Genomic DNA, 22,169 nt, shown 5'->3' on the forward strand with positions numbered 1-22,169 from the left:
CCCTACTCGTCGCCCGGCAGCACATCCGCAGGATCAAGGGCCTCGTCCAGCGACTTCAGCAGGCGGTCCCGTTCGACCTCGTCGAGCGGCACGGGGGTCACGTCCGTGACATCGGCGAGCCGGCGGAAGCCGCCCCGCCGCTGGAGGCGGCCGCTGACCCGGATCGGCAGCCCCGCCAGATGGGCGTGGACCGCGACCCGGTACGCCTCCTCGTCCAGCGCCGCGCGGATCGACGGAACCTCCGCCCCGGCCAGAACACTCAGCCGGACCGTGCCCCCGCCGCCCGGGGCGGAGCGCCGCATCCGGACCACCGCGCCCGCGACCCGGACCAGGACCGCGGGCTCGTCCCGGGTGTAGCGGGCGGCGGCCTCCCGCAGCACCGGGAGATCGCCCGGGGAGAACTCCACCGGCTCCGGCCGGGCCGCGCACCCCGCCGGGACCCCGGCCGCCGGCGCCCACGCCAGTGCGATCCGCGCCCCCTCCGACCCCCGCACCAGCGCGATCACCGCGTCCGCGAGCTCCCGGCTGACCCCCGCCGCGACCGCCGCGTCGAAGGCCTCCATGCCGCCCGTCGCCCGCCGGTAGTCCACCGCCTCCCGCGTGGCGTGCAGCGCGTGGTGCAGCCGGGTCACGATGCCCCGGCCCCCGTCCACCGGGACGTACGCCGCCAGCCGCCGGCCGCCCGGCGCCGGCCCCACCAGCACCCCGTCCAGCGCCCGTTCGGCCTGCGCCCGGTGCCGCGCCCCGTAGTACCCGGCGCGCGCCCGGTCCGCCAGGGCCCCGGCCAGGAGCAGCTGCCGGGCGGCCGCGCGCAGCTGTTCCTGCACCGTCCAGTCGGCCTCGCCCTGGAACCCGTACGGCCCCTCCGGTATCTCCCGCTCCCAGCGGATCTCGTCGCTCGGCACGCTCAGCCCGTACAGCACCTCCCGCGCCGACGGCAGGGCGCTGCGCGAGAGCGCGGTGAGCGCCTCGTCCAGCAGGTCCGCGCAGTCGGGGAAGGCCCGGCTCTCGGGGACGAGGACGCTGGTGCCCGCGTAGCCGGGCGGGGTCCAGCGCCCGTACCGTCCGGCGGCCCCGCCGCGCCGCAGCCAGCCGTGCCGGTGCAGGAGGGCGCCCAGTACCGCCGGATCGACGTGGGCGGGGTCGGGGCCGGGGGCTCCGGAGGCGAACTCCGGGGACGTCAGCGGTTCCAGGTGCGGTGAGTGCCAGTTCATCAGGGTGTCCCTCCCGACCCGACCCGGGTCATGATCTCGCACAGCGCCCGGTCGTCGAAGATCCGCGAGGTCGGGATCCGTACGGTGGTCCGGCGCCGGCCGGTCACGGGGTGTCCGGCGAGGTTGGTCCAGTAGCAGCAGTGCCGCAGGTCGAGCCGGTCGTGCCCGGCGGCGAGCCACTGGTCGCGCTCCCTGGGGACGAGCATCACGACCAGGACCTTGTGCACGGCGACCGGGGTCCGGGCCAGTTTCACCAGGTGCTCGTTGTCGAGGGTGAAGGCGAAGGTGGGCCCGGCCGGGCTGGGCGGTATCTGGTACGTCGCCTTCAGCTGCACCTTGATGGTGACCTCGTCGTCGACGACGTGCTCGGGCGCGCCGTGACTGACGTGCCAGTCGATGCCGTTGTCCGGAAAGGGCTGGGACAGCGAGCAGCCGGCCGCGGCGGCGACGGCGTGCAGGTAGCCCACCTGGAGGGTCTCCATGCAGGCGGTGGTGGCGAGTGTGCCGCGCAGCGGTCCGGTCCGCGCGTCGGTCCGCGGCTCGATCCGCCCCGCCAGCACCCCGCCCTGTTCGGGCTGCGCGAGCGCCATGGCCGGCTCCCCATGCCTTCCGGGCTCTGCCGAATGAGGGTGGAGTGGTGGATGGGGTGACGGCCGATCAGGTGTGCGGTCCCCCAAGGAAGTTGTCTCCGCACCCGGCTGCCCGCAAACGGCGTACAGCGCAAACAGCCCGGGTATCACGGATTCGGGCAAGGGCGACACGCTCCGAGGCGGCGGCGCCCGGGTGCGCCCCATCTGCCGTTCGGGGACGAGGAGTTCGCCATGACTCGCTGGTACGAGGGCCCGCTGGCCGCGTTCGACACGGAGACGACCGGGGTGGACGTGGAGCAGGACCGGATCGTGTCCGCCGCGCTCATCGTGCAGGAGTGCGCGGGCGGCCGGGTCCGCTCCACGCGCTGGCTGGTCAATCCCGGCATCCCGGTTCCCCCGGGTGCCACGGAAGTGCACGGTCTGACCGATGAGCACCTCCAGCGGCACGGGCGCTGGCCCGCGCCGGTGGTGGAGGAGATAGCCCGCGCGCTCGGGGAGCAGCTGGTGGCGGGCCGTCCGGTGGTGGTGATGAACGCGCCGTTCGATCTGACGCTGCTGGACCGCGAGTTGCGCCGGCACCGGGCGTCGTCGCTGGCCCGGTACCTGGAGAACCGGCCGCTGACGGTGCTGGATCCGCGGGTGCTGGACAAGCACCTGGACCGCTACCGCAAGGGCCGGCGGACGCTGACGGATCTGTGCGCGCACTACGGGATAGAGCTGGAGGGGGCGCACGACGCGGCGGCGGACGCGCTGGCCTCGCTGGAGCTCGTACGGGCGGTCGGCCGCCGTTTCGCGGCGCGGCTGGAGCGGCTGACGCCGGGCGAACTGCACACGCTGCAGGCGGTGTGGCACGCGGCGCAGGCGCGCGGACTGCAGGCGTGGTTCGCGCGTCAGGGGACGCCGGAGGCGGTGGATCCGCATTGGCCGCTGCGGCCGGAGCTGCCGGCGGCGGCGTAGCGGCGCGGCCCCGCGGAAAGGTGCCGGGAATGCGGAAGGCCGGTCCGCCATAAGACGGACCGGCCTGTCCCGGTGGGCGATACTGGGATCGAACCAGTGACCCCTTCGGTGTGAACGAAGTGCTCTCCCGCTGAGCTAATCGCCCGGGAACGGTCTGAACCATACAAGAGCCATGGGGTCTGATTCAAACCGCTCCCGACGCGGTGGCCGGATACCCGGATGCGCGGCCGGCTCGGCCCGTTGGGTACTCAGCGGGAGATGAGTATCCGCACCCATGTGCTGATGCCGTGACGGGCACCACACTCCGGACCATGAACACCCCCCTGCCGCCGGCCGACGAGCTGGCGCTCATCGATCGCGAGCTGACGCAACTCGACGCCCGGCGCGTGTACTTGCTCAGCCGACGGGATTGGCTGCTGCGGCAGCTGGTCCCGCTCGCCCCGATCCTCTGGGCGGCGCCCGCGACCGCGCCCGGGTCCGCGTCCGCGCCGGGGCGCGCTCCCGAGCGTGCGAAGGAGGCTTCCGCGCCGAGCGCGCAGAACGTGCTCCTGACCCTGGGCGCCGTACTGCTGGCCGTGGCCGCCCTCGCGTTCACCCTGGTCAGCTGGGGTTCCCTCGGAATCGTCGGGCGCTCGGCGGTGCTGGCCGCGGTCACGGCCGCGGCCCTGGGCGCCCCCGCGGCGCTTCTGCGCCGGGGCCTGCGGTCCACGGCCGAGTCGGTCGGGGCCTTGGGGCTGCTGCTGACGGTGCTGGACGCCTACGCCCTGCACGCGGTCGGCATGCCGGGGACCGACGGCACCGCGTACGCGGCGGGCGCGGCCGCGGTGCTGGCCGCGGTCTGGGCCGGGTACGGGCCGGGGCTCTCCCGCTGGGCCAGGCCGGATCAGGGAGCGGTGGCTGGCGCCGTGCATCGCAAGGCCGAGGAGGGAGTCGACGCGGAGCGTCGGCGACCGACGAGAACGCGGCGAGGTGCGGCTCCAGGCGGCGCGAGCCCGGCCTGGCCCGGCGGGAGAGCCCCCGAGCTGCCCGCGCTGCGGATCCCGGTCCCGGCGGCGCTGCTGACGGCGCAGCTCCCGCTCCCGCTGGCCGCGCTGGCCTCGGACGCCGGCCCGCTGGAGCTCGGCTGGGCCCTGCTGGCGACGGCCGCGCTGGACCTGGCTCTGGCGGTCCTGGTGCCGGGGTCCCGCTCGCGTGCCGCGTGGATCCCGGCGGTGGCGCTGGGCGCGGGGGCGGCGCTCATCGGGCTCTCGGAGTCGGTGGCGGCGGCCTCGGCGGCGGACGCGTTGGCTCCGGCGGCCCTGCTGGCCGCGGTGGCGGGCCTCGGCGTGGCGGCGGCGTGGCGCGCCCCCGCGGCCTCGGCGGCCGCCCTGGCCGGCGGGGTCGCGGCGGTCGCGGCACTCGGCGGGGTGGCCCGGCCGGAGCTGGATCCGGCCTGGGCGGCGGTCGTGTACCTGACGGTGGCGCTGCCGCTGCTGGCGGCCGTACGGGCCACCGCGCTCCCGGAGCCCGTACGGCTCGGGCTGGCCCGGGCCGGGGCGGGGATCGCGGTCCTGGCGGGGGCGGGCGCCCTGGCGGGGGCCGCCGGGGTGCTCGCGGACCGGCTCGGGGTGCTGGGCGAGGTGTGGGCGGCGACGACCCCGCCGCGGGATCCGTACGGACCGGGCGCGGCCGTCCCGGTGGCCCTGCTCATCACGGCGGGGGCGGCCTGGTTCCTGACCCGGGTGCTGCCGCGCCCGGAGCCGGCGATCGCGGCGGTGGTCCTGGCCTGGGCGGGCGCGTTCACGGCCCCGGTGGTGCTCGGGCTCGCGCCGGCTGCGGTGTTCGCGGCGCAGCTGGCGGTGACGGGGGCCGCGGGGGTCCTCGCGCTGCGGTCGCCGGCCCGGGAGGCCGGGATCGCGGCCGGCGTGTGCGCCGTCATCGGTGCCGTCAGCGTGTCCGTGGGGGCGCTGGACGGCCGCTCGGCCACCTTCGCGGTCTGGGGGCTGCTGGGCGCGGGCGGCGCGGCTGGAGCGGCCTACAGGCCCGCCGCGCGCTGGGCCCGCGGCGGGGCGGCGGCGCTCTGCGTCGCGTACGCCGCGGCGGTGCTGGCGGCGCTGGGCGCGCGGCTGGACCTCGCGGTGTGGTGGTGGGGGCCGCTGGTGCTGGCAGTGCCGGCGGCGGTGGCCGCGGCGGGCCCCCGGCTGGGCGCCGTCCGCGTCCCGGCGGAGGCCGCGGCGGCCGTCGCGGGGTTCCTGGCGGTGGCCTTCGCCGCGCGGGACCTGCCGGTGCTGGCCCTGACGATGGCGCTGGCCGGGGTGGTCTGCGCGGGCGCCGCGGTCCGGGCGGACCGGCGCTCGCTGGGCTGGGCGGCCGGGGTCCTGTTCGTGGCGGCGACCTGGGTCCGGCTGGCGTCGGCGGGGGTGGACGTGCCGGAGGCGTACACGCTGCCGGTGACGCTGCCCGCGCTGGTGGTGGGATTCCTGCGCCGCCGCGAGGACCCGGCGGCCTCGTCCTGGGCGGCGTACGGCCCGGGCCTGGCGGCGACCCTGCTGCCGAGCCTGTTCGCCGCCTGGGGCGACGGGCACTGGCTGCGGCCGCTGCTGCTGGGGACGGCCGCGCTCGCGGTGACCCTGGCGGGCGCGCACCGCCGGCTCCAGGCGCCGCTCCTACTGGGCGGCGCGACCCTCGCGGCGGTGGCCCTGCACGAGCTGGCCCCGTACGTGGTCCAGGTCGTCGACGCCCTCCCCCGCTGGCTGCCGCCGGCCCTGGCGGGCCTGCTGCTGCTCGCGGTGGGGGCCACGTACGAGAAGCGGCTGCGGGACGCCCGGCGGCTGCGCTCGGCCCTCGGCCGGCTCGGGTAACGCCGAAGGCCCGGAGACTCATCGAGTCTCCGGGCCTTCGGTCCGGGTGGGCGATACTGGGTTCGAACCAGTGACCCCTTCGGTGTGAACGAAGTGCTCTCCCACTGAGCTAATCGCCCGGACGCACCGCAAACATTACCGCATGTCAGCGGTGCTCTTTGACCGTCCCCGGCGGAACCCGGCCGATCACTGGTCCTTGATGTTCCAGGGCATGGCGAAGCCGTACTTCCACGCGTAGAAGCCGATCAGGACGCCCGCGATGGCGAGGCCGACGCTGGTCAGGATGATGTTGCGACGGCGGACCTTCGGGTCGAGCGCCTTCCTGGCGGCCTCCGAGACCTTGTGCTTGGTCCAGCGCAGGACCAGCTGGGCCCAGACGAACTCGGTCGCCCAGATCGCCATGCCTCCGAAGATCACCAGCCAGCCGGGGCCGGGCAGGGGCAGCATGATGACGCCCGCGACCACGACGGCCAGGCCGACGACGAAGACGCCCACCTGCCAGCTCAGGTGGAGGCTCCGGCGGGCCTTGATGAACGCCGGCGCCCGGGAACCGAGCAGCGCTTCCGCCGCGCGGGACCCGGCCGCCTCGGCGGATTCGACGGATTCTGCGGACTCGTTGGTCTCGTGGTCACTCCCCGTATTCATAGGCCCGAATCTACCGGAACCGGATGCACACGTGAATGTCGGTTTGGATCCGCCGTCCGAGGGACCCAGAGGTCCGCAAAACGGTCAGAGGGGTTTACAACGGCACCGTAGGTGGCATGTCGATTTCGCCGACGTGCGAATCCCCGAGCGCACACTGAGCGAAAGGCCCTGGCGCTTATGAACACCACGGTCAGCTGCGAGCTGCACCTGCGCCTCGTTGTGTCGAGCGAGTCCTCACTGCCTGTTCCCGCGGGCCTGCGGTATGACACGGCCGACCCCTACGCCGTGCACGCCACCTTCCACACCGGCGCCGAGGAGACGGTCGAATGGGTATTCGCCCGCGACCTCCTCGCGGAGGGCCTCCACCGGCCCACCGGTACCGGCGACGTCCGCGTGTGGCCGTCCCGCAGCCACGGTCAGGGCGTCGTCTGCATCGCCCTGAGCTCACCGGAGGGAGAAGCACTGCTCGAAGCACCCGCGCGGGCACTCGAGTCGTTCCTCAAGCGGACGGACGCCGCGGTTCCACCCGGTACCGAACACCGGCACTTCGATCTCGACAAGGAGCTCTCCCACATCCTGGCCGAAAGCTGAGCCAGGCCTACAACCGCTCCCGCTCGACACCGTCCGACTCGGGGCGACGGTGCGGGCTGGACAACCACATACGGCAGTGTCGGCGCTGTCCCTGCGGGAGCCACCCGCGCGGGCGGCGCCGGTGCGCTTTCCGAGGGACCCGCTAGAGTCGCCCGCAAGCGGCGGCAGCAGCCTGTCGCCGCAGGCCCGGCCCCTGAGGGAGACCCCGTGCAGATCCCCCACGACACCCGTCGCGCGCTCGACGTCGTCGTCGCGCTGGTGAACACAGCGGCCGAGCCGGACCAGCCGGACGGCCTGTCGGACGTCAGCGCGCTGCGCGGTTTCGTCCAGGAGCACGCCATCAGCGACGTAGGTGAGCTGGGCGCTCGCGACCTCGCCGGGGTCCGGGCGGTGCGCGGCAAGTTCGCCCAGATCTTCGCGGCTCCGAACTCCCGTGCGGCGGCCGCACTGATCAACGAGCTGGTGGACACGGCGGGCACCACCCCACAGCTGACCGACCACGACGGCTACGACTGGCACGTGCACTACTTCGCGCCCGGCGCCTCGGTGGGCGACCACCTCGCGGCGGACGGCGGCATGGCGCTGGCCTTCATCGTGGTCTCGGGCGAGCAGGAGCGGCTGCGCCGCTGCGAGGCCCCTGACTGCCGGCGCGCCTTCGTGGACCTCTCCCGCAACCGCTCGCGCCGCTACTGCGACAGCCGCACCTGCGGAAACCGGCTGCACGTGGCCGCGTACCGGGCGCGGCGCAAGGAGGCCGACGCCTACCCGGAGACACGTTCAGAGCAGGAAGAGATCATGGACGGCGGCAAGCAGCAGAAGCGTTCCGATCACCGCTAGGAAGATCATCAGGGGCGGTTGGGACAGCGCGAAGAGGCAGCCTCTCGGCTCCTCGGCGACGGGGACGGGGACCGGCGCGGGAACCGACGGCTCACCCTGCGATGTGTCGAGCATGTCGGGGCGATGATGGCGCAGCGCGCCGCCGTTCGCCCCTCAACACGCCAAGATCTACGCGGGAGTTCGTCAGATCCCGTGCTTTTTGAGAATCGCTTCGATGTCGGAGAAGTCATCCGCGGGGGTGACCGGGGCGCTCCGGCCGGCGGCGGGCCCCGGTGAGGGCGCGGCGGGCGCGGAGGCCGCCGGCTCGACGGCGTCCCGTACGGGAGCGCCCTTCGCGGCCTTGGGCTCCTTGGACGCCTTGACCGGCTTCGCCCGCTTCTCGGACGCACCGAGCCCGCGGCGCTCGATGGCCCGGGTCGTCATGAACAGCAGCCAGGCGGCGCCCAGCAGCCCGAAGCCGATCCAGACCGTCGGCTTGAAGACCATCCCGGACACCCACTCCACGACGCCCGTCAGCACCAGGCCCAGCGGCACCAGCGCGTACGCGGCGATCCGCGCGGCGGCCAGGAAGCGCTTGCGGTAGGCGGCCACCGCGGCGATGCCCAGGCCCGCCGCGGACACCGCGGCACATATCGTCTCGGCGAGCATGCGGTCCTCCAGGGGGCGAGTGACTGTCGGGGCGGGCGATCCGTCCCTTCCATCCTGCACCGGGCACCGCCGTACGGGCCACGCCCGGGCCGCGGCCCGGCCCGATCTCCGGGACATCTCCGGGTCCCGCCTCCTCCGCAGGTGCCGGTCGGTGCGGTGCGGTGCGCCCGGGGCGCGGCTGGGAGACTGTCCGTATGACCGATTCCGTGATCCTCGACGTCTGGTGCGAACTCCAGTGCCCGGACTGCCACAGCGCCCTCGACGACGTACGCGCCCTGCGGGCCCGCTACGGCGACCGGCTGGACATCCGGCTGCGCCACTTCCCGCTGGAGAAGCACAAGCACGCGTTCGCGGCCGCGCAGGCCGCCGAGGAGGCCCTGGAACAGGGTCAGGGCTGGCCGTACGCGGAGGCCGTGCTGGCGCGCACCGCCGAGCTCGCCGAGCGCGGCGAGCCGGTGCTGCTGGACGTGGCGCGCGCGCTGGGCCTGGACGTCGAGGAGTTCGACACGGCCCTGATCGACGGCCGGCACATCCTGATCGTGGACGCCGACCAGGCCGAGGGCAAGGCGATCGGCGTGACCGGCACCCCTACGTACGTGATCGGCGGCGAGCGCCTCGACGGCGGCAAGAGCCAAGAGGGCCTGCGCGCCCGCGTCGAGGAGATCGCCGACCGCCTGCTGGCCGGCTGACGTCCCGCTGAAGGCCTCGGAGCGCGCCTGGACCGCGCCTAGAACAGGGCTTTCGCGTAGTTGATGCGGGTCGGGCGGTAGCCGAGGGAGTCGTAGAGCCGCAGGGCCGGGGTGTTGTCGGCGAAGACCTGGAGCGCGAGCGTCCGGTGCCCGTCGGCGAGGGCCGTGCGTTCGGCGAGCCGCATCAGATCGCGGCCGTAGCCCCGGCCGCGGTACTCGGCGGCGACGTCGACGTCGAAGACGTACGCGCCCTCGCCGAGCGGTGCGACCCACAGGGTGCCCACCGGCGCGCCGGCCGCCTCCAGGACGGCGAGGGTGACCCCGGGGGTGGCCAGGCCGCGGGGCAGGTTGCTGTCGTGGTCGGCGGCCGACTTCGCGTGCGCGGCCTCCGGGGACATGCCCCGGCCGATCCAGACCTCCGCGTATTCCGCGCGGGCCGCGGCGTCCCAGACCTCGTACTCGGCCTGCGTCATGGGCCGCCCGAGCACCCCCTCGGAGAGGGCGGGCGGTTCGGCCGGGAGTTCCTTGGCCAGGTTGCGGCTGTACTCGGTGTACCCGAGGGCCTCGGCCATCCGCAGCCCGCCCGCCGACCCGGCCGGGACGGAGACGCGGACCCGGCGGCAGCCCCAGCCGCGCAGCACCTCCTCGGCGGCGAGCGCCGCGACCGTGGCGCGGCCGCGCCGCCGGTCCGGCTCGTCGATGGCCAGGTCGCGGATCTCGCCGACCGTCGGCCCGAAGGGGGTGTCGGCGGTGATCAGCAGGGCGCCGACGCGCCTGCTGTTGACGCGGACCTCGTACGGGCGCGAGCGCCCCCCGTTGGTGCTCTGCTGAAGCGGCGCGCTGGGCCGCAGGGTGGTGGTCATCATCCGAGTTCTACCCGCCCGGCGGCCCCGGCGACAGCCTTTATCGGCCCGCCCGCCGGGCGGTCACGGATCGAGGTCGGAGGCGGCGCGCTCGTCGAACACGCGCATCGCCTTCGCGGTGACCGGGCCGGGGGCGTGCGCGAGGGTCCGCCCGTCGATCCGGTGGACGGCCTGGACGTCGCGCAGGGTGGAGGTCAGGAAGACCTCCTCGGCCCGCTCCAGGACGTCGAAGGGCAGGTCGGTCTCCTTGGCGCCGGTCCATTCGACGGCCAGGGCGCGGGTGATACCCGCGAGGCAGCCGGAGGCGACGGGCGGCGTGTGCAGTTCCCCGTCGACGACGACGAACACGTTGGAGCCGGTGCCCTCGCAGAGCTGCCCGACGGTGTTGGCGAACAGGGCCTCGGAGGCCCCCGCCCGGTCCGCCTCGGCCAGCGCGACCACGTTCTCGGCGTACGAGGTGGTCTTCAGGCCGGTCAGCGGGGAGCGCTCGTTGCGGACCCAGGGCACCGTGATCACGGCGGTGGTGTCCGGACGGCGGGTGGTCTCGCCGACGGCGACGACGAGGGTGGGGCCGCTGTCACCCCGGTCGGAGCCGAGCGGGGACAGGCCGCCGGTGTAGGTGATCCGGAGCCGGCCGAGCGGGACCGGGTTGGCCTCCAGTACGGCGGCGCAGGCGCGCCGGACCTCGTCGAGGTCGGGGTCGGGCAGCCCGAGGCCGCGGGCCGAGCGGGCCAGCCGGTCCAGGTGGCGGGTGAGGGCGAAGAGCGTCCCGTCCTGCGCCTTGAGCGTCTCGAACACGCCGTCACCCACGGTCAGCCCGTGATCGAACACGGACACCTTCGCGTCGTCGGCGTCCCGCAGTGTTCCGTCGAGCCAGATCCTCACCGAACGGTCCTTCCACTTCCACGTGCTTCACGGGCACTCGTTCCACGAGCCTCGGGCATACCCGCAGCTCCATCGGCCCCCGAGGCTGACGCTACCCCGAGCAGCCGGGCGGCCTTGAGTTCCGTTTCCGCCCACTCGCGGTCGGGGTCGGAGCCCCAGGTGATCCCGGCGCCGGTGCCGAAGCAGAGGCGGGGGCCGCCGGGGGCGGCGCGGTCGATCCAGAAGGTGCGGATGCCGACGGCGAGCTCGGCGGTGCCCCGGTCGGCGTCGACCCAGCCGATCCCACCGCAGTAGGGGCCGCGGGGGGCGGTCTCCAGGTCGGCGATGATCCGCAGGGCGGAGGACTTGGGGGCGCCGGTGACGGAACCGGGCGGGAAGGTCGCGTCAAGCAGCTCGGGCCAGCCCGCGCCGTCGGCGAGTTCGCCGCTGACGGTGGAGACGAGGTGGACCAGGCCCGGGTGCTCCTCGACGGCGCACAGCTCGGGGACGGTGACGGTGCCGGTGGCGCAGACCCGGCCGAGGTCGTTGCGGACGAGGTCCACGATCATCACGTTCTCGGCGTGGTCCTTGGGAAGCAGGTCCGCGGCGGTGCGGCCGGTGCCCTTGATGGGCCCGGACTCGACGTGGCGCCCGGCCCGGCGCAGGTACAGCTCGGGCGACGCGGTGGCGATCTCGACGCCGCGGGCCGGGAGCCGAATCGTTCCCGCGTACGGGGCCGGGTTGCCGCGCGCGAGCAGGGCGGTGAGGGCGTCGACATCGGCGGCGGCCGGATCCGGCAGCGGCGCGGACATCACCCGGCAGAGATTGGCCTGGTAGACCTCACCCGCGGCTATGAGCTCGCGGATGCGGCGGACGCCCGCGGTGTACGCGGGCCGGTCGAGCGAGGAGGTCCAGCGGTCGGCGGCGGGGCCGCGCCAGGCGCCCGGGAGGGGCGCGGGCACCGGATCGGGGCGTACGTCACCGAAGCGAGCGCAGACGAGCCCGCCTTCGAAGTCGGCGGCCACGGCCCAGAACCCGGTGGAGTCCAGGGCGGAGGCGTCGCTGGTGACGTCACGGAGGTCGGTCGCGAGGAGGCCGCCGAAGCGGGCCAGAGGAAGCAGGTCGTGCACGGCTGCGAGTCTATGACCGGTGGCGCGGCGGCGCCGGGCAGGTGACTGCCGGGTGACCCCCGGTGATCGAGCGGCAGCACGCTGCGGAAACGCGTTTTTGAGCTGGCCCGGGAATCCGCTAGAGTTCAACACGTCGCCAGGGAGCGAAGGGGGAAACCCCGGAGCGAGCACGGTGACCTGCGGACGTAGCTCAGTTGGTAGAGCACCACCTTGCCAAGGTGGATGTCGCGAGTTCGAGTCTCGTCGTCCGCTCGAAGTGGGGGATCTTCCCGAGAACCCCGCAGCTCCATGGTGGAGTGGCCGAGAGGCGAGGCAACGGCCTGCAAAGCCGTCTACACGGGTTCAAATCCCGTCTCCACCTCCAAGGACGATTAGCTCAGCGGGAGAGCGCTTCCCTGACACGGAAGAGGTCACTGGTTCAATCCCAGTATCGTCCACTGGTCCGCGAGGACCACCCGCGCGATTAGCTCAGCGGGAGAGCGCTTCCCTGACACGGAAGAGGTCACTGGTTCAATCCCAGTATCGCGCACGCAGTACTCCGCACCACCTCTGCACCACCTGCTTCACCTGCGGCTTTCGAGCCGCGAGCCCGCGCGATTAGCTCAGCGGGAGAGCGCTTCCCTGACACGGAAGAGGTCACTGGTTCAATCCCAGTATCGCGCACCGGTATCCGGAAGCCCCGGCCGTCTCGACGGTCGGGGCTTCTGCGTGTGCGGGCCGGGTCAGGACCGGGTCAGGAGGAGAACAGCATCCGGCCGAACCCGCCCCGCTGGTGGCCGTGGTGCCCGTGGCCGTGCCCGTGCTGAGGGGCGCCCCAGGCAGGGGCGGGGGCGGCGTGCTGGCCCGGGTAGGGGGCCGGCGGCGCGGCGGGCGGCGGGACCTGGCCGTACTGGGCGGTGTACTGGGACTCCAGGCGGGTCAGCGCCTCCAGCTCGCCGTAGTCGAGGAAGATGCCGCGGCAGCCGCTGCACTGCTCTATCTGGACGCCGTTGCGGTTGTAGGTGTGCATCATCGCGTGACACTTCGGACACTGCATGACCGGATCAACTCCTCGCCGTATGCGTCGACACCGGACGCGTGCCCGGTGGCGTGGGGCTCAGCCTACGACGCGGGGGCGGGCTCCAAGTGGGGCGGGAGAGTGGCGATTCGGACACAGGCGTCCACCATCAGGCGTTCCACGTCTTCCAGTCGGCGGCCTTCACGTGCCGCCTTGGTCAGGGCCAGCGCCGCCGTCTGTACGGTGAGTGCCCGTGCGGCCAGGTCGAGTTCCGGCCAGGGGTCGGAGCCGGGCGGACCGGCACCGGCCCCGCCGGCGTCGCGGTAGGCGTCGAGGAACCGCAGCCAGGTGGCCGAGTCGATGAGCCCGGCCGCGTACCAGGCGGCGGGGCGGGCGAGGTCCCATGCCGGGGTGCCGACGCCGAGGTCGTCGACGTCGATGAGCCGCCAGGCCCCTTCCGGGGCGGGGAACCGGACCAACTGCCCCAGATGCAGGTCCCCGTGGCACAGCACCCCGCCCGCGGGCGGGGGGGTCTCGCCCCGCGCCCAGGCGGGCAGCGTCCGCGCGGCGCCCCGGACCGCCTCGGCGTCGGCTCCGAGTCCGGTTCCGGACAGGGCGGCGCGCCCGAGGCGGTGCAGGGCGCGGGCGAGTTTGGCCGGGCCGCGCATCGGCGGGACCGGTCCCGGGAGCCGGCGGAGCGGCACCTGGTGCAGGGCCGCGAGCAGCCGGGCGGCCGGCTCCCAGGGGGCGTCCTCGGGGCGCGCCGGATCGACGGGCGCCCCGTAGGGCCACAGCGACACCGGCCGGCCCCCGATGTGGGCGACACCGGTCCGCAGGGGCGGCAGCAGCACCCCGGCCAGCAACCGGTCCCCGGCGATCCGCATCCGCGCGGCGAGGCCGTCCCGGTCGGTGTCCCCCGCGTGGGCCTTGGCCACGGATTCCCCGCACCGCACGACGGTCCCGTCGTCCCGGTCGGCGAGGAGTACGTACGGCGCGGGTTCGCCGGAGGAGGCCGCGTACGCCGCGAGGGCCGCGTGCAGGGTGTCCTGGGTCATCGCGGCTCGGTGCCTCCGCTTCCGTTCCGTCACCTCGGGGTCCGGAGCCAGATTACGGAACACCGCCCCCGTCGGGAGGTCGGGCCGGCGGCACGGCGCATGAAAAAGGGTGCTGCCCGTCCGACTCCCCAGTCGTACGGGCAGCACCCTTCACCTGCCGTCCGCCGCGCCCCCGTCCCCACGGGGTTCGACGGGCCGATGTCGGACCCGGGCCGCTCTCCCGGGTCTGGTGCGCCGCTCAGCGCCCCAGCATCACACCCACGGACGACGCCTGTGCCACCACCTGCTCGAAGCCTCCGAAGAGGAAGAGCAGGAGGGCGGCCAGGGGGAGCACCATGGCCGCGGCCACCAGTGGGTGGCGCGTGCCGGACTCATGGCCGTTGAACGCGAATGCCTTGCGTCCCTGCCGTGCGATGTCCGCCATGGTCCTCTCCCTGTCGTTGGCAGCGGCGGGCTTATGACCTCGGGGGACGAGTGCTCCACCCGCCGCTTGTCTTCAACACTAGGCACCCGGAAGGCTTCTGGCCTCATGCCCTCGTACCCTTTGGCGGGCCTCCGGGAGGATGACGAGTCCCCTCCTCGTGTACTCCCCTGGGTGGAGACGGCTCCCCCGTCATGGGGGTCTTCCCGGAGGGGATGACCGGAGTGTGGTGACTTCGCTCACTTCCGTCACTCCTCGCACACGCGTGTCCTGCTTTCGGGTGCCTGCAAGATCATTCCGGGTTGTTCGGCGATACGGGCCGGGGCCGTCGGCCGTGCCCGGCCCCGTCGCACGCCAATCCCCTTGGCGCGAGGGCGGTTTGGAACCGTCCGCACCCGCCCGCCCGCCCTGTGTCCGGGCACCCGGACATCCTTCAAGTGGGCTGCGCCGCACTGACAATCGAATCTCCTGACGAGGGCGCGGCCTCTGAGCGCTCATGCCGGATGGTCCGTAAGCTGTGCCACGTCAGCAGGACGACCGGTCAGCGGGGTGGACATGGCGATGATGCGGCTCCGGCGCGAGGACCCGCGTGTCGTCGGCTCGTTCAGATTGCACCGGCGGCTCGGCGCCGGCGGCATGGGCGTCGTCTACCTGGGCTCGGACCGGCGCGGCCAGCGCGTCGCGCTCAAGGTGATCCGGCCCGATCTGGCCGAGGACCAGGAGTTCCGCTCGCGGTTCGCGCGCGAGGTGTCCGCGGCCCGGCGGATCCGCGGCGGGTGCACCGCGCGCCTGGTGGCGGCGGACCTGGAGGCCGAGCGGCCGTGGTTCGCCACCCAGTACGTTCCCGGCCCGTCGCTGCACGACAAGGTGGCCGAGGAAGGTCCCCTGACGGCCGCGCAGATCGCCGCCGTGGGCGCCGCGCTCTCCGAGGGGCTGGTCGCCGTACACGAGGCTGGGGTGGTGCACCGGGACCTCAAGCCCTCGAACATCCTGCTGTCTCCCAAGGGCCCCCGCATCATCGACTTCGGGATCGCCTGGGCCACCGGCGCGAGCACCCTCACGCACGTGGGCACCGCCGTCGGCTCCCCCGGCTTCCTCGCGCCCGAGCAGGTGCGCGGCGCCCTCGTCACTCCGGCGACGGACGTCTTCGCGCTCGGCGCCACCCTCGCCTACGCGGCGACGGCCGACTCGCCGTTCGGGCACGGCAGTTCCGAGGTCATGCTGTACCGCGTGGTGCACGAGGAGCCGCACCTGGTCGGGGTCCCCGACGCGCTCGCCCCCCTCGTACAGGCCTGTCTGGCCAAGGATCCCGAGGAGCGGCCGACCACGCTCCAGCTGTCGATGCGGCTCAAGGAGATCGCGGCGCGCGAGGCGCACGGGCTGTCCGCCGACGGCCGCCCGCCCGCGCAGCGCGCCCGTACCGAGCGGACGACCGGGCGGCTCGCCGAGCCGTACGGGGAGCAGCACACGGAGCGTCGTACGGGCGGCACACCCGTGGCCCGGGCGCAGGGTCAGGGCCAGGGCCAGGGGCCGCAGAGCGGACCGCACGCGCGGCCCTCGTCCCCGAAGAGCCGGGCCGGCGCCGGCGGCCCGGCCTCCCGGCCGACCGCGGGGCGTACGGGCGGCCGCCCGGCCCCCCGTACGACGGGCACGGGGCGGCGCCCCTCGCGGCCCGATCCGAAGCTGATGCGGCAGCGGCTGATCGTGTTCGTCGTGGTGACGCTGATCGTCGCGCTGGGCATCGCCGCCGCCCAGAAGCTGTAGGGGCGTCCGTCAGGGGCGTTACGGACGCCCGCTCGCCACCGCGTAGAAGGCGACGGCCGCGGCCGCACCCACGTTCAGCGAGTCCACGCCGTGCGCCATGGGGATCCGTACCCACTCGTCGGCGGCGACCAGTGCCTGGGTGGACAGGCCGTCGCCCTCCGCGCCCAGCATCAGCGCCACCCGCTCCAGGGTGTGCGGGGCGGCCTCGTCGATCGGCGAGGCCTTCTCGTGCGGGGTGAGGGCGAGCAGCTTGAAGCCGGCCTCGCGGACCGAGTCCAGGCCCTTGGGCCAGGACTCCAGACGGGCGTACGGGACGGAGAACACCGCGCCCATCGACACCTTCACCGAGCGCCGGTAGAGCGGGTCCGCGCAGTCGGGCGACAGCAGCACCGCGTCCATTCCGAGGGCGGCGGCGCTGCGGAAGATGGCCCCGATGTTGGTGTGGTCGTTGACCGCTTCCATGACGACCACGCGGCGGGTCGTGGCCAGCAGTTCCTCGGCCGTCGGCAGCGGCTTGCGCTGCATGGAGGCGAGGGCGCCGCGGTGCACGTGGTAGCCGGTGACGCGTTCGGCGAGGTCCGGGCTGACGGCGTAGACCGGGGCCGGGAGCTCGTCGATGACGTCGCGCATGACATCGACCCACTTGGCGGAGAGCAGCATCGAGCGCATCTCGTACCCGGCGTCCTTGGCCCGTCTGATGACCTTCTCGCCCTCGGCGATGAAAAGGCCCTCGGCAGGCTCGCGCCGTCGCCGGAGTTCGACGTCGGTCAGACCCGTGTAGTCGCGCAGGCGCGGGTCGGCGGGGTCTTCGATGGTGATGAGATCAGCCACAGGGTGATACTGCCTTGTCCTGGGTGCGGTGCCAACGGCCGGTCAGGCGCTGGTGGTTCGGGTGTCCGGCGTTCCGGCGGCGGTCGCGACCCGTACGACCTCGCCGATGACGATGACCGCGGGCGGGCGGACCTCCTGCGCGCGGACCGTCTCGCCGACCGTGGCGAGGGTGGCGTCCACGCGGCGCTGGGTGGCGGTGGTGCCCTCCTGGACGACGGCGACGGGGGTGTCGGCGGAGCGGCCGTGGCGGACCAGGGCCTCGGCGATCAGGCCGATCTTGTCGACGCCCATCAGGATCACCAGGGTTCCGGTGAGCTTGGCGAGGGAGGCCCAGTCCACGAGGGAGCGCGGGTCGTCGGGACCGACGTGCCCGCTGACGACGGTGAACTCGTGCGCCACGCCGCGATGGGTGACCGGGATGCCGACGGCGCCGGGCACCGAGATGGAGCTGGAGATGCCGGGGACGACGGTGCAGGGGATGCCCTCTTCGGCGAGGGCCTGGAGCTCTTCCATGCCGCGGCCGAAGACGTACGGGTCGCCGCCCTTGAGCCGGACCACGGCCTTGCCGGCCTTGGCGTGCTCGATCAGGGCGTTGTTGATGGCCTCCTGGGCCATGAAACGGCCGTATGGGATCTTCGCGGCGTCGATGACCTCGACGTGCGGCGGGAGCTCGTCGAGGAGGTCGCGGGGGCCGAGCCGGTCGGCGATGACGACGTCGGCCTCGGCGAGGAGGCGACGGCCGCGGACCGTGATCAGGTCCGGGTCGCCGGGGCCGCCGCCGACGAGGGCGACGCCGGGCGTGTGGGGGCGGGCGGACCTGAGGGAGCCGTCGCGCAGTCCTTCGACGACCGCGTCACGGACGGCGGCGGAACGGCGGGGGTCGTTGCCGCTCAGCACGGCGACGGTGACGCCGTCGACCCGGCCGGTGGCGGGGGTCCAAGCGGTGGCGGCCTCGGCGTCATCGGCGCGCACGCACCAGACCCGGCGGCGCTCCGCCTCGGCGGAGGCGGCCTCGTTGGTCTCGCGGTCCCGGGTGGCGATCAGGGCGTACCAGGCGCCGTCGAGATCGCCGTCCTGGTAGCGGCGGCGCTCCCAGCGGATCTCGCCGGTCTCCGCCATGGCGTCCACGGAGGGGGTGGCGGAGGGCGAGATCAGCAGGACGTCGGCGCCGGCCGCGACGAGCGCGGGGAGGCGGCGCTGGGCGACCTGGCCGCCGCCGATGACGACGACGCGGCGGCCGGCGAGTCGGAGACCGACGGGGTACGCGGGGTGTTCAGCCATGGCGTGCGGCTCCTGATGCGGCGGTCGTGCGATTGTGCCGCTGCGGCGTTGGAGCGGCTGTGTGCGGTGCTGACGTGCGGTTTCTCGTGCGGGTCCACGATACGGCCCGGCGGGGGCGGGGGCGCGGGGCGGGCCCTGCGGGGCCTTCCCCTACCCGCCCCTTCCCGAAACCGGGCTCTGCCCGGACCCGTGCCTCAAACGCCGGCGAGGCTATATTTCCGCCGCGCGGGGCTGAAATTGCCCTGCGGGCAATCCAGCCGCGCCTGGCGAGCGGCATCAGCCACATCCAGCCCCGCCGGCGATTGAGGCGTGGGGGTCCCCCCGGACGGAGTCTGGGGGAGGGTCTGGGGCGGAGCCCCGGGAAGGCGGCCCGCAGGGGCTACTTTTCGGTGACGCCCGCCGAGTCGAAGGTGGCGACCTCGTGCATCGCGCGGGCCGCGCTCTGGACCAGGGGGAGCGCCAGCAGCGCGCCCGTGCCCTCGCCGAGGCGGAGGTCCAGGTCGACCAGGGGCCGAAGGCCGAGCTTGTTCAGGGCCGCCACATGGCCCGGCTCCGCGCTGCGGTGGCCCGCGATGCAGGCGGAGAGGGACTCCGGGGCGATGGCGCGGGCGACCAGGGCCGCCGCTCCGGCGCTGACGCCGTCCAGGATCACCGGGGTGCGCAGGGACGCGCCGCCGAGGAGGAGACCCACGATGGCCGCGTGCTCCAGGCCGCCGATCGCCGCCAGGACCCCGATCGGGTCCGCCGGGTCCGGCTGGTGGAGTTCGAGGGCGCGGCGTACGACCTCGACCTTGCGGGCGTGGGTCTCGTCGTTGATGCCCGTACCGCGGCCGGTGACCTCGGACGGGTCCACTCCGGTGAACACCGAGATCAGGGCCGCCGAGACCGTGGTGTTGGCGATGCCCATCTCGCCCGTGAGGAGCGCCTTGTTGCCCGCCGCGACCAGGTCGCGGGCCGTCTCGATGCCGACCTCGATGGCCGCGATGGCCTCCTCGCGGGTCATCGCCGGGCCGGTGGAGAGGTCCGCGGTGCCCGGGCGGACCTTGCGCGGGAGCAGGCCCGGCGTGGCCGGGAGGTCGCCGGCGACGCCGACGTCGATCACGCAGACCTCCGCGCCCACCTGGTTGGCGAACGCGTTGCAGACCGCTCCGCCACCGAGGAAATTGGCCACCATCTGCTGGGTGACCTCCTGGGGCCAGGGGGTGACCCCCTGCGCGTGCACGCCGTGGTCACCCGCGAAGATCGCGACCGCCGCGGGCTCCGGGATCGGCGGCGGGCAGACCCGGGACAGCCCGCTGAGCTGCGCCGAGATGATTTCGAGCATGCCCAGGGCCCCGGCGGGCTTGGTCATGCGCTTCTGCCGCTCCCACGCCTCGCCCAGCGCCTTCGCGTCGAGCGGGCGGATGCTGGCGACGGTCTCCGAGAGCAGGTCGTGCGGCGCCTCGCCGGGCAGCGCGCGGCGGCCGTACGTCTCCTCGTGCACGACCCACGCCAGCGGCCGGCGCTGCGACCAGCCGGCCTGCGCGAGCTCGGGCTCCTTCGGGAACTCGTCGACGTAGCCGACGCACAGGTACGCCACGACCTCCAGGTGCTCCGGCAGACCCAGCGCGCGCACCATCTCGCGCTCGTCGAAGAAGCTGACCCAGCCGACGCCGAGGCCTTCGGCGCGCGCGGCGAGCCAGAGGTTCTCGACGGCGAGGGCCGAGGAGTAAGGGGCCATCTGCGGCTGGGTGTGCCGGCCGAGGGTGTGGCGGCCGCCGCGGGTTGGATCGGCGGTGACGACGATGTTCACCGGGGTGTCGAGGATGGCCTCGATCTTGAGTTCCTTGAACTGCTTCGCCCGGCCCTTGGGGAGCGACTTGGCGTAGGCCTCGCGCTGGCGCTGGGCGAGCTCGTGCATCGTCCGGCGGGTTTCGGCCGATCGGATGACGACGAAGTCCCAGGGCTGGGAGTGGCCCACGCTGGGGGCGGTGTGCGCCGCCTCCAGGACGCGGAGCAGCACCTCGTGCGGGATCGGGTCGGTGCGGAAGCCCTTGCGGATGTCCCGGCGTTCGCGCATCACGCGCAGGACGGCCTCGCGCTCGGCGTCGGCGTACGCGGGAGCCGGGTCGCCTGCGGCGGGCGGGACGGGTACGGGGTCGCCTGCGGCGGGCGCGACGGGTACGGGCCCGGTGGGTACGGGCTCGCCTGCGGCGGGCTCGGTGTCGGCCGGGTCGCCTGCGGCGGGCGGGACGGGTACGGGGTCGCCTGCGGCGGGCAGGACGGGTACAGGCTCGCCTGCGGCGGGCACGGCGTGCGCGGGCTCGCCTGCCGCGGGCGCGACGTGCGCGGGTTCGCCTGCGGCCGGCACGGCGTGCGCAGGTTCGGCTGCGGCGGGCGCGGCGTGCACGGGTTCGCCTGCGGCGGGCACGGCAAGTGCGGGTTCGCCTGCGGCGGGCACGGCGTGCGCGGGCTCGCCTGCCGCCGGCACGGCAAGTGCGGGCTCGCCTGCCGCGGGCTCGGTGTCGGCGGGTGCGGCTGCGGCCGGCACAGCGGGTTCGCCTGCGGCGGGCACGGCCGGTTCGACTGCGGCGGGTACGGCGTGCGCGGGCTCGCCTGCGGCCGGCACGGCAAGTGCGGGCTCGCCTGCGGCCGGCACGGCAAATGCGGGCTCGCCTGCGGCCGGCACGGCAAATGCGGGCTCGCCTGCGGCCGGCACGGCCGGTTCGACTGCGGCGTGCGCGGGGTCGCCTGCGGCCGGCACGGCAAGTGCGGGTTCGCCTGCGGCGGGCACGGCCGGTTCGACTGCGGCGGGTACGGCGTGCGCGGGGTCGCCTGCGGCCAGGACGGCAAGTGCGGGCTCGCCTGCGGCCGGCACGGCCGGTTCGGCTGCGGCCGGCACGGCGTGCGCGGGGTCGCCTGCGGCGGGCGCGGCCGGGGCGGGCTCGGGGGCCGGCTGGGCGGTGGTGACCTCGGGATCGACGGGGGCGGGCTGGGGCGCCGGGGGCTGAACTGCCGCTTCCGCGGGCAGCTCCGGCTCCGGGGCGGCCTCCGCCGGCTCCGCGACCTCGGGCTCCGGGGTAACGGCGAGGGCGGCAGGCGCTTCCGCCGCCAGGGGAGCCGCGGCGGCGACCGGCTGCTCCGGTTCCGGCTCGGCCTGCGCCTCGGCCTCGGGAGCCGGGACCGGGGGGACCGGGTCCGGGGCCCACGGGGTCCCGGCCTGCGGCGGCGCGGCTGACGGGTCCACGGCGGTTTCCGCGCGCGGGATGTCCAGGTACTCCGGACCCGTGGTCGGCGGCCCGGGCTGACGCACCGGAACCGGCGTGGGCTGGGCGGCGGGTGCCATCGGCGCGGCCGGGCCCCGGTCCGCGAGGGAACGTACGACTCCGCCGGCCTCGGGCACGGGCGGGCCCATGTGCAGCGGGCGGCGCGCCGGGGTCACCGGAGGCGCCGCCTGCGGGGCGGCGGGCGGCGGGACCACCAGGCCGCCGAGGTCGAGCGCGCCGGTGTCCCGGCCACCCGCCTCGTGCGCGCCCGTGCTGTACGCGGGCTCGGGGAAGGAGGGCTCGGGGAAGGAAGGCTCGGGGAACGGCTGTTCGGGGAACCCGGGGTACTGGGCGTAGGGCGCGGGCGGCGCGTCCGTGTATTCGGGGTATTCGGTCGCCACGGGGAAGGACGGCACCGGCGGGACCAGCTGCGGGTCACTCCACGCGCCCTGTCCGCTGGGCATCAGGAGCAGTTCCTCGTCCTCCGGCTCGGCCGGGTTGTCCATGAGGTCCTGGAAGGCGTAGCCCGCGGGGGCGGAAGGAGTCGGGACCTGCATCGGGTGCGGCACCTGCGCCTGGACCGGAGCGGGGATACCCTGCTGATCCACCATGCCCGCGTTGTCCGGGAGCCCCTCGCCCGGGACCTGGCCGGTGTCAGTCATGCGTACCCCTCGCCCATCGGTGTTGCCTCTTCGATCGCCCGGTCG

Annotated in this window: 19 protein-coding genes and 7 tRNA genes; 11 read left to right on the forward strand and 15 right to left on the reverse strand. The window is 74.5% G+C overall.

Features of this window, described 5'->3' with window-relative positions; translation table 11 throughout:
- Nucleotides 1-2 precede the first annotated feature (2 nt).
- Complete coding sequence (locus tag MTF65_RS19715) at nucleotides 3-1,214, reverse strand: hypothetical protein (protein WP_243630063.1); 1,212 nt, start codon at nucleotides 1,212-1,214, stop codon at nucleotides 3-5.
- The gene (locus MTF65_RS19720; protein WP_243630065.1) at nucleotides 1,214-1,804 is read right to left on the reverse strand and encodes a DUF4365 domain-containing protein; all 591 of its coding nucleotides are present in this window, start codon (nucleotides 1,802-1,804) and stop codon (nucleotides 1,214-1,216) included. The genes MTF65_RS19715 and MTF65_RS19720 overlap by 1 nt, the downstream gene beginning before the upstream one ends.
- 231 nt (nucleotides 1,805-2,035) lie before the next feature.
- Between MTF65_RS19720 and MTF65_RS19725 the strand changes: the two genes are divergently transcribed.
- Nucleotides 2,036-2,761 carry a 3'-5' exonuclease gene (locus MTF65_RS19725; RefSeq protein ID WP_243630067.1) on the forward strand — a complete coding sequence of 242 codons (726 nt, stop codon included), beginning with the start codon at nucleotides 2,036-2,038 and terminating at the stop codon, nucleotides 2,759-2,761.
- Nucleotides 2,762-2,834: 73 nt separating this feature from the next.
- Here MTF65_RS19725 and MTF65_RS19730 read toward each other — a convergent pair.
- Nucleotides 2,835-2,906: transfer RNA gene (locus MTF65_RS19730), tRNA-Val, on the reverse strand.
- Nucleotides 2,907-3,072: 166 nt separating this feature from the next.
- Here MTF65_RS19730 and MTF65_RS19735 point away from each other — a divergent pair.
- Entirely contained in the window at nucleotides 3,073-5,601 is a 2,529-nt protein-coding gene (locus MTF65_RS19735) for an SCO7613 C-terminal domain-containing membrane protein (protein WP_243630068.1), read from the forward strand.
- A gap of 47 nt (nucleotides 5,602-5,648) precedes the next feature.
- On the opposite strand, the gene MTF65_RS19740 is transcribed toward MTF65_RS19735, so the two are convergent.
- A tRNA-Val gene (locus tag MTF65_RS19740) sits at nucleotides 5,649-5,720 on the reverse strand.
- Nucleotides 5,721-5,787: 67 nt separating this feature from the next.
- Nucleotides 5,788-6,246 (reverse strand): TIGR02611 family protein, encoded by a 459-nt coding sequence (locus tag MTF65_RS19745; protein WP_243630071.1) that lies wholly within the window; start codon nucleotides 6,244-6,246, stop codon nucleotides 5,788-5,790.
- 177 nt (nucleotides 6,247-6,423) lie between these two features.
- On the opposite strand from MTF65_RS19745, the gene MTF65_RS19750 reads away from it, so the two are divergent.
- Together MTF65_RS19750 and MTF65_RS19755 are read left to right on the forward strand one after the other, a co-directional pair.
- On the forward strand, nucleotides 6,424-6,837 hold the full coding sequence (locus MTF65_RS19750; RefSeq protein ID WP_030011909.1) for an SsgA family sporulation/cell division regulator: 414 nt from the start codon (nucleotides 6,424-6,426) through the stop codon (nucleotides 6,835-6,837).
- Between the two features lie 207 nt (nucleotides 6,838-7,044).
- Nucleotides 7,045-7,674 carry a CGNR zinc finger domain-containing protein gene (locus MTF65_RS19755; protein WP_243630075.1) on the forward strand — a complete coding sequence of 210 codons (630 nt, stop codon included), beginning with the start codon at nucleotides 7,045-7,047 and terminating at the stop codon, nucleotides 7,672-7,674.
- A gap of 183 nt (nucleotides 7,675-7,857) precedes the next feature.
- On the opposite strand, the gene MTF65_RS19760 is transcribed toward MTF65_RS19755, so the two are convergent.
- Nucleotides 7,858-8,322 (reverse strand): hypothetical protein, encoded by a 465-nt coding sequence (locus tag MTF65_RS19760; protein ID WP_243630076.1) that lies wholly within the window; start codon nucleotides 8,320-8,322, stop codon nucleotides 7,858-7,860.
- Nucleotides 8,323-8,516: 194 nt separating this feature from the next.
- Between MTF65_RS19760 and MTF65_RS19765 the strand changes: the two genes are divergently transcribed.
- Nucleotides 8,517-9,011, forward strand: a complete 495-nt coding sequence (locus MTF65_RS19765; RefSeq protein WP_243630077.1) for a DsbA family protein — start codon at nucleotides 8,517-8,519, stop codon at nucleotides 9,009-9,011.
- 38 nt (nucleotides 9,012-9,049) lie between these two features.
- Here the strand turns inward: MTF65_RS19765 and MTF65_RS19770 are convergent, their stop codons facing one another.
- From MTF65_RS19770 to MTF65_RS19780, 3 genes are all read right to left on the reverse strand, one after another.
- Nucleotides 9,050-9,874, reverse strand: coding sequence for a GNAT family N-acetyltransferase (locus tag MTF65_RS19770; protein WP_243630079.1), 825 nt, complete (start codon nucleotides 9,872-9,874; stop codon nucleotides 9,050-9,052).
- A 63-nt stretch (nucleotides 9,875-9,937) separates the two neighbouring features.
- Nucleotides 9,938-10,759, reverse strand: a complete 822-nt coding sequence (locus MTF65_RS19775; RefSeq protein WP_243630082.1) for an aminotransferase class IV — start codon at nucleotides 10,757-10,759, stop codon at nucleotides 9,938-9,940.
- Nucleotides 10,756-11,868 carry a chorismate-binding protein gene (locus tag MTF65_RS19780; protein WP_243630084.1) on the reverse strand — a complete coding sequence of 371 codons (1,113 nt, stop codon included), beginning with the start codon at nucleotides 11,866-11,868 and terminating at the stop codon, nucleotides 10,756-10,758. The genes MTF65_RS19775 and MTF65_RS19780 overlap by 4 nt, the downstream gene beginning before the upstream one ends.
- 179 nt (nucleotides 11,869-12,047) lie before the next feature.
- On the opposite strand from MTF65_RS19780, the gene MTF65_RS19785 reads away from it, so the two are divergent.
- From MTF65_RS19785 to MTF65_RS19805, 5 genes are all read left to right on the forward strand, one after another.
- Nucleotides 12,048-12,120: transfer RNA gene (locus MTF65_RS19785), tRNA-Gly, on the forward strand.
- Between the two features lie 38 nt (nucleotides 12,121-12,158).
- Nucleotides 12,159-12,232 (forward strand) — tRNA-Cys (locus MTF65_RS19790).
- Nucleotide 12,233: 1 nt separating this feature from the next.
- Nucleotides 12,234-12,305: transfer RNA gene (locus MTF65_RS19795), tRNA-Val, on the forward strand.
- Nucleotides 12,306-12,325: 20 nt separating this feature from the next.
- Nucleotides 12,326-12,397, forward strand: a tRNA-Val gene (locus MTF65_RS19800).
- Nucleotides 12,398-12,459: 62 nt separating this feature from the next.
- Nucleotides 12,460-12,531 (forward strand) — tRNA-Val (locus MTF65_RS19805).
- Nucleotides 12,532-12,601: 70 nt separating this feature from the next.
- Here the strand turns inward: MTF65_RS19805 and MTF65_RS19810 are convergent.
- The 3 genes from MTF65_RS19810 to MTF65_RS19820 all read right to left on the reverse strand — a co-directional run bounded on the left by MTF65_RS19810 (nucleotide 12,602) and on the right by MTF65_RS19820 (nucleotide 14,344).
- Nucleotides 12,602-12,904 (reverse strand): zf-TFIIB domain-containing protein, encoded by a 303-nt coding sequence (locus tag MTF65_RS19810; protein ID WP_243630086.1) that lies wholly within the window; start codon nucleotides 12,902-12,904, stop codon nucleotides 12,602-12,604.
- A 65-nt stretch (nucleotides 12,905-12,969) separates the two neighbouring features.
- Nucleotides 12,970-13,920, reverse strand: coding sequence for a phosphotransferase (locus tag MTF65_RS19815; RefSeq protein WP_243630089.1), 951 nt, complete (start codon nucleotides 13,918-13,920; stop codon nucleotides 12,970-12,972).
- A gap of 238 nt (nucleotides 13,921-14,158) precedes the next feature.
- Nucleotides 14,159-14,344: a hypothetical protein gene (locus tag MTF65_RS19820; protein ID WP_215149678.1), complete on the reverse strand. Its 186-nt coding sequence runs from the start codon at nucleotides 14,342-14,344 to the stop codon at nucleotides 14,159-14,161.
- A gap of 552 nt (nucleotides 14,345-14,896) precedes the next feature.
- Here MTF65_RS19820 and MTF65_RS19825 point away from each other — a divergent pair.
- Nucleotides 14,897-16,105, forward strand: coding sequence for a serine/threonine-protein kinase (locus MTF65_RS19825; protein WP_243630091.1), 1,209 nt, complete (start codon nucleotides 14,897-14,899; stop codon nucleotides 16,103-16,105).
- Nucleotides 16,106-16,123: 18 nt separating this feature from the next.
- Here the strand turns inward: MTF65_RS19825 and MTF65_RS19830 are convergent, their stop codons facing one another.
- The 3 genes from MTF65_RS19830 to cobT all read right to left on the reverse strand — a co-directional run bounded on the left by MTF65_RS19830 (nucleotide 16,124) and on the right by cobT (nucleotide 22,124).
- A complete protein-coding gene (locus tag MTF65_RS19830) occupies nucleotides 16,124-16,936 on the reverse strand; it encodes an RNA methyltransferase (protein WP_243630092.1) in 813 nt (270 codons plus the stop codon).
- A gap of 42 nt (nucleotides 16,937-16,978) precedes the next feature.
- Nucleotides 16,979-18,217, reverse strand: coding sequence for a uroporphyrinogen-III C-methyltransferase (gene cobA / locus MTF65_RS19835; RefSeq protein WP_243630095.1), 1,239 nt, complete (start codon nucleotides 18,215-18,217; stop codon nucleotides 16,979-16,981).
- A gap of 379 nt (nucleotides 18,218-18,596) precedes the next feature.
- The gene (cobT, locus tag MTF65_RS19840; RefSeq protein WP_243630097.1) at nucleotides 18,597-22,124 is read right to left on the reverse strand and encodes a nicotinate-nucleotide--dimethylbenzimidazole phosphoribosyltransferase; all 3,528 of its coding nucleotides are present in this window, start codon (nucleotides 22,122-22,124) and stop codon (nucleotides 18,597-18,599) included.
- Nucleotides 22,125-22,169 lie beyond the last annotated feature (45 nt).

The organism is Streptomyces sp. APSN-46.1 (genome assembly GCF_022815725.1).
In the GTDB taxonomy this organism is placed as follows: Bacteria; Actinomycetota; Actinomycetes; order Streptomycetales; family Streptomycetaceae; genus Streptomyces.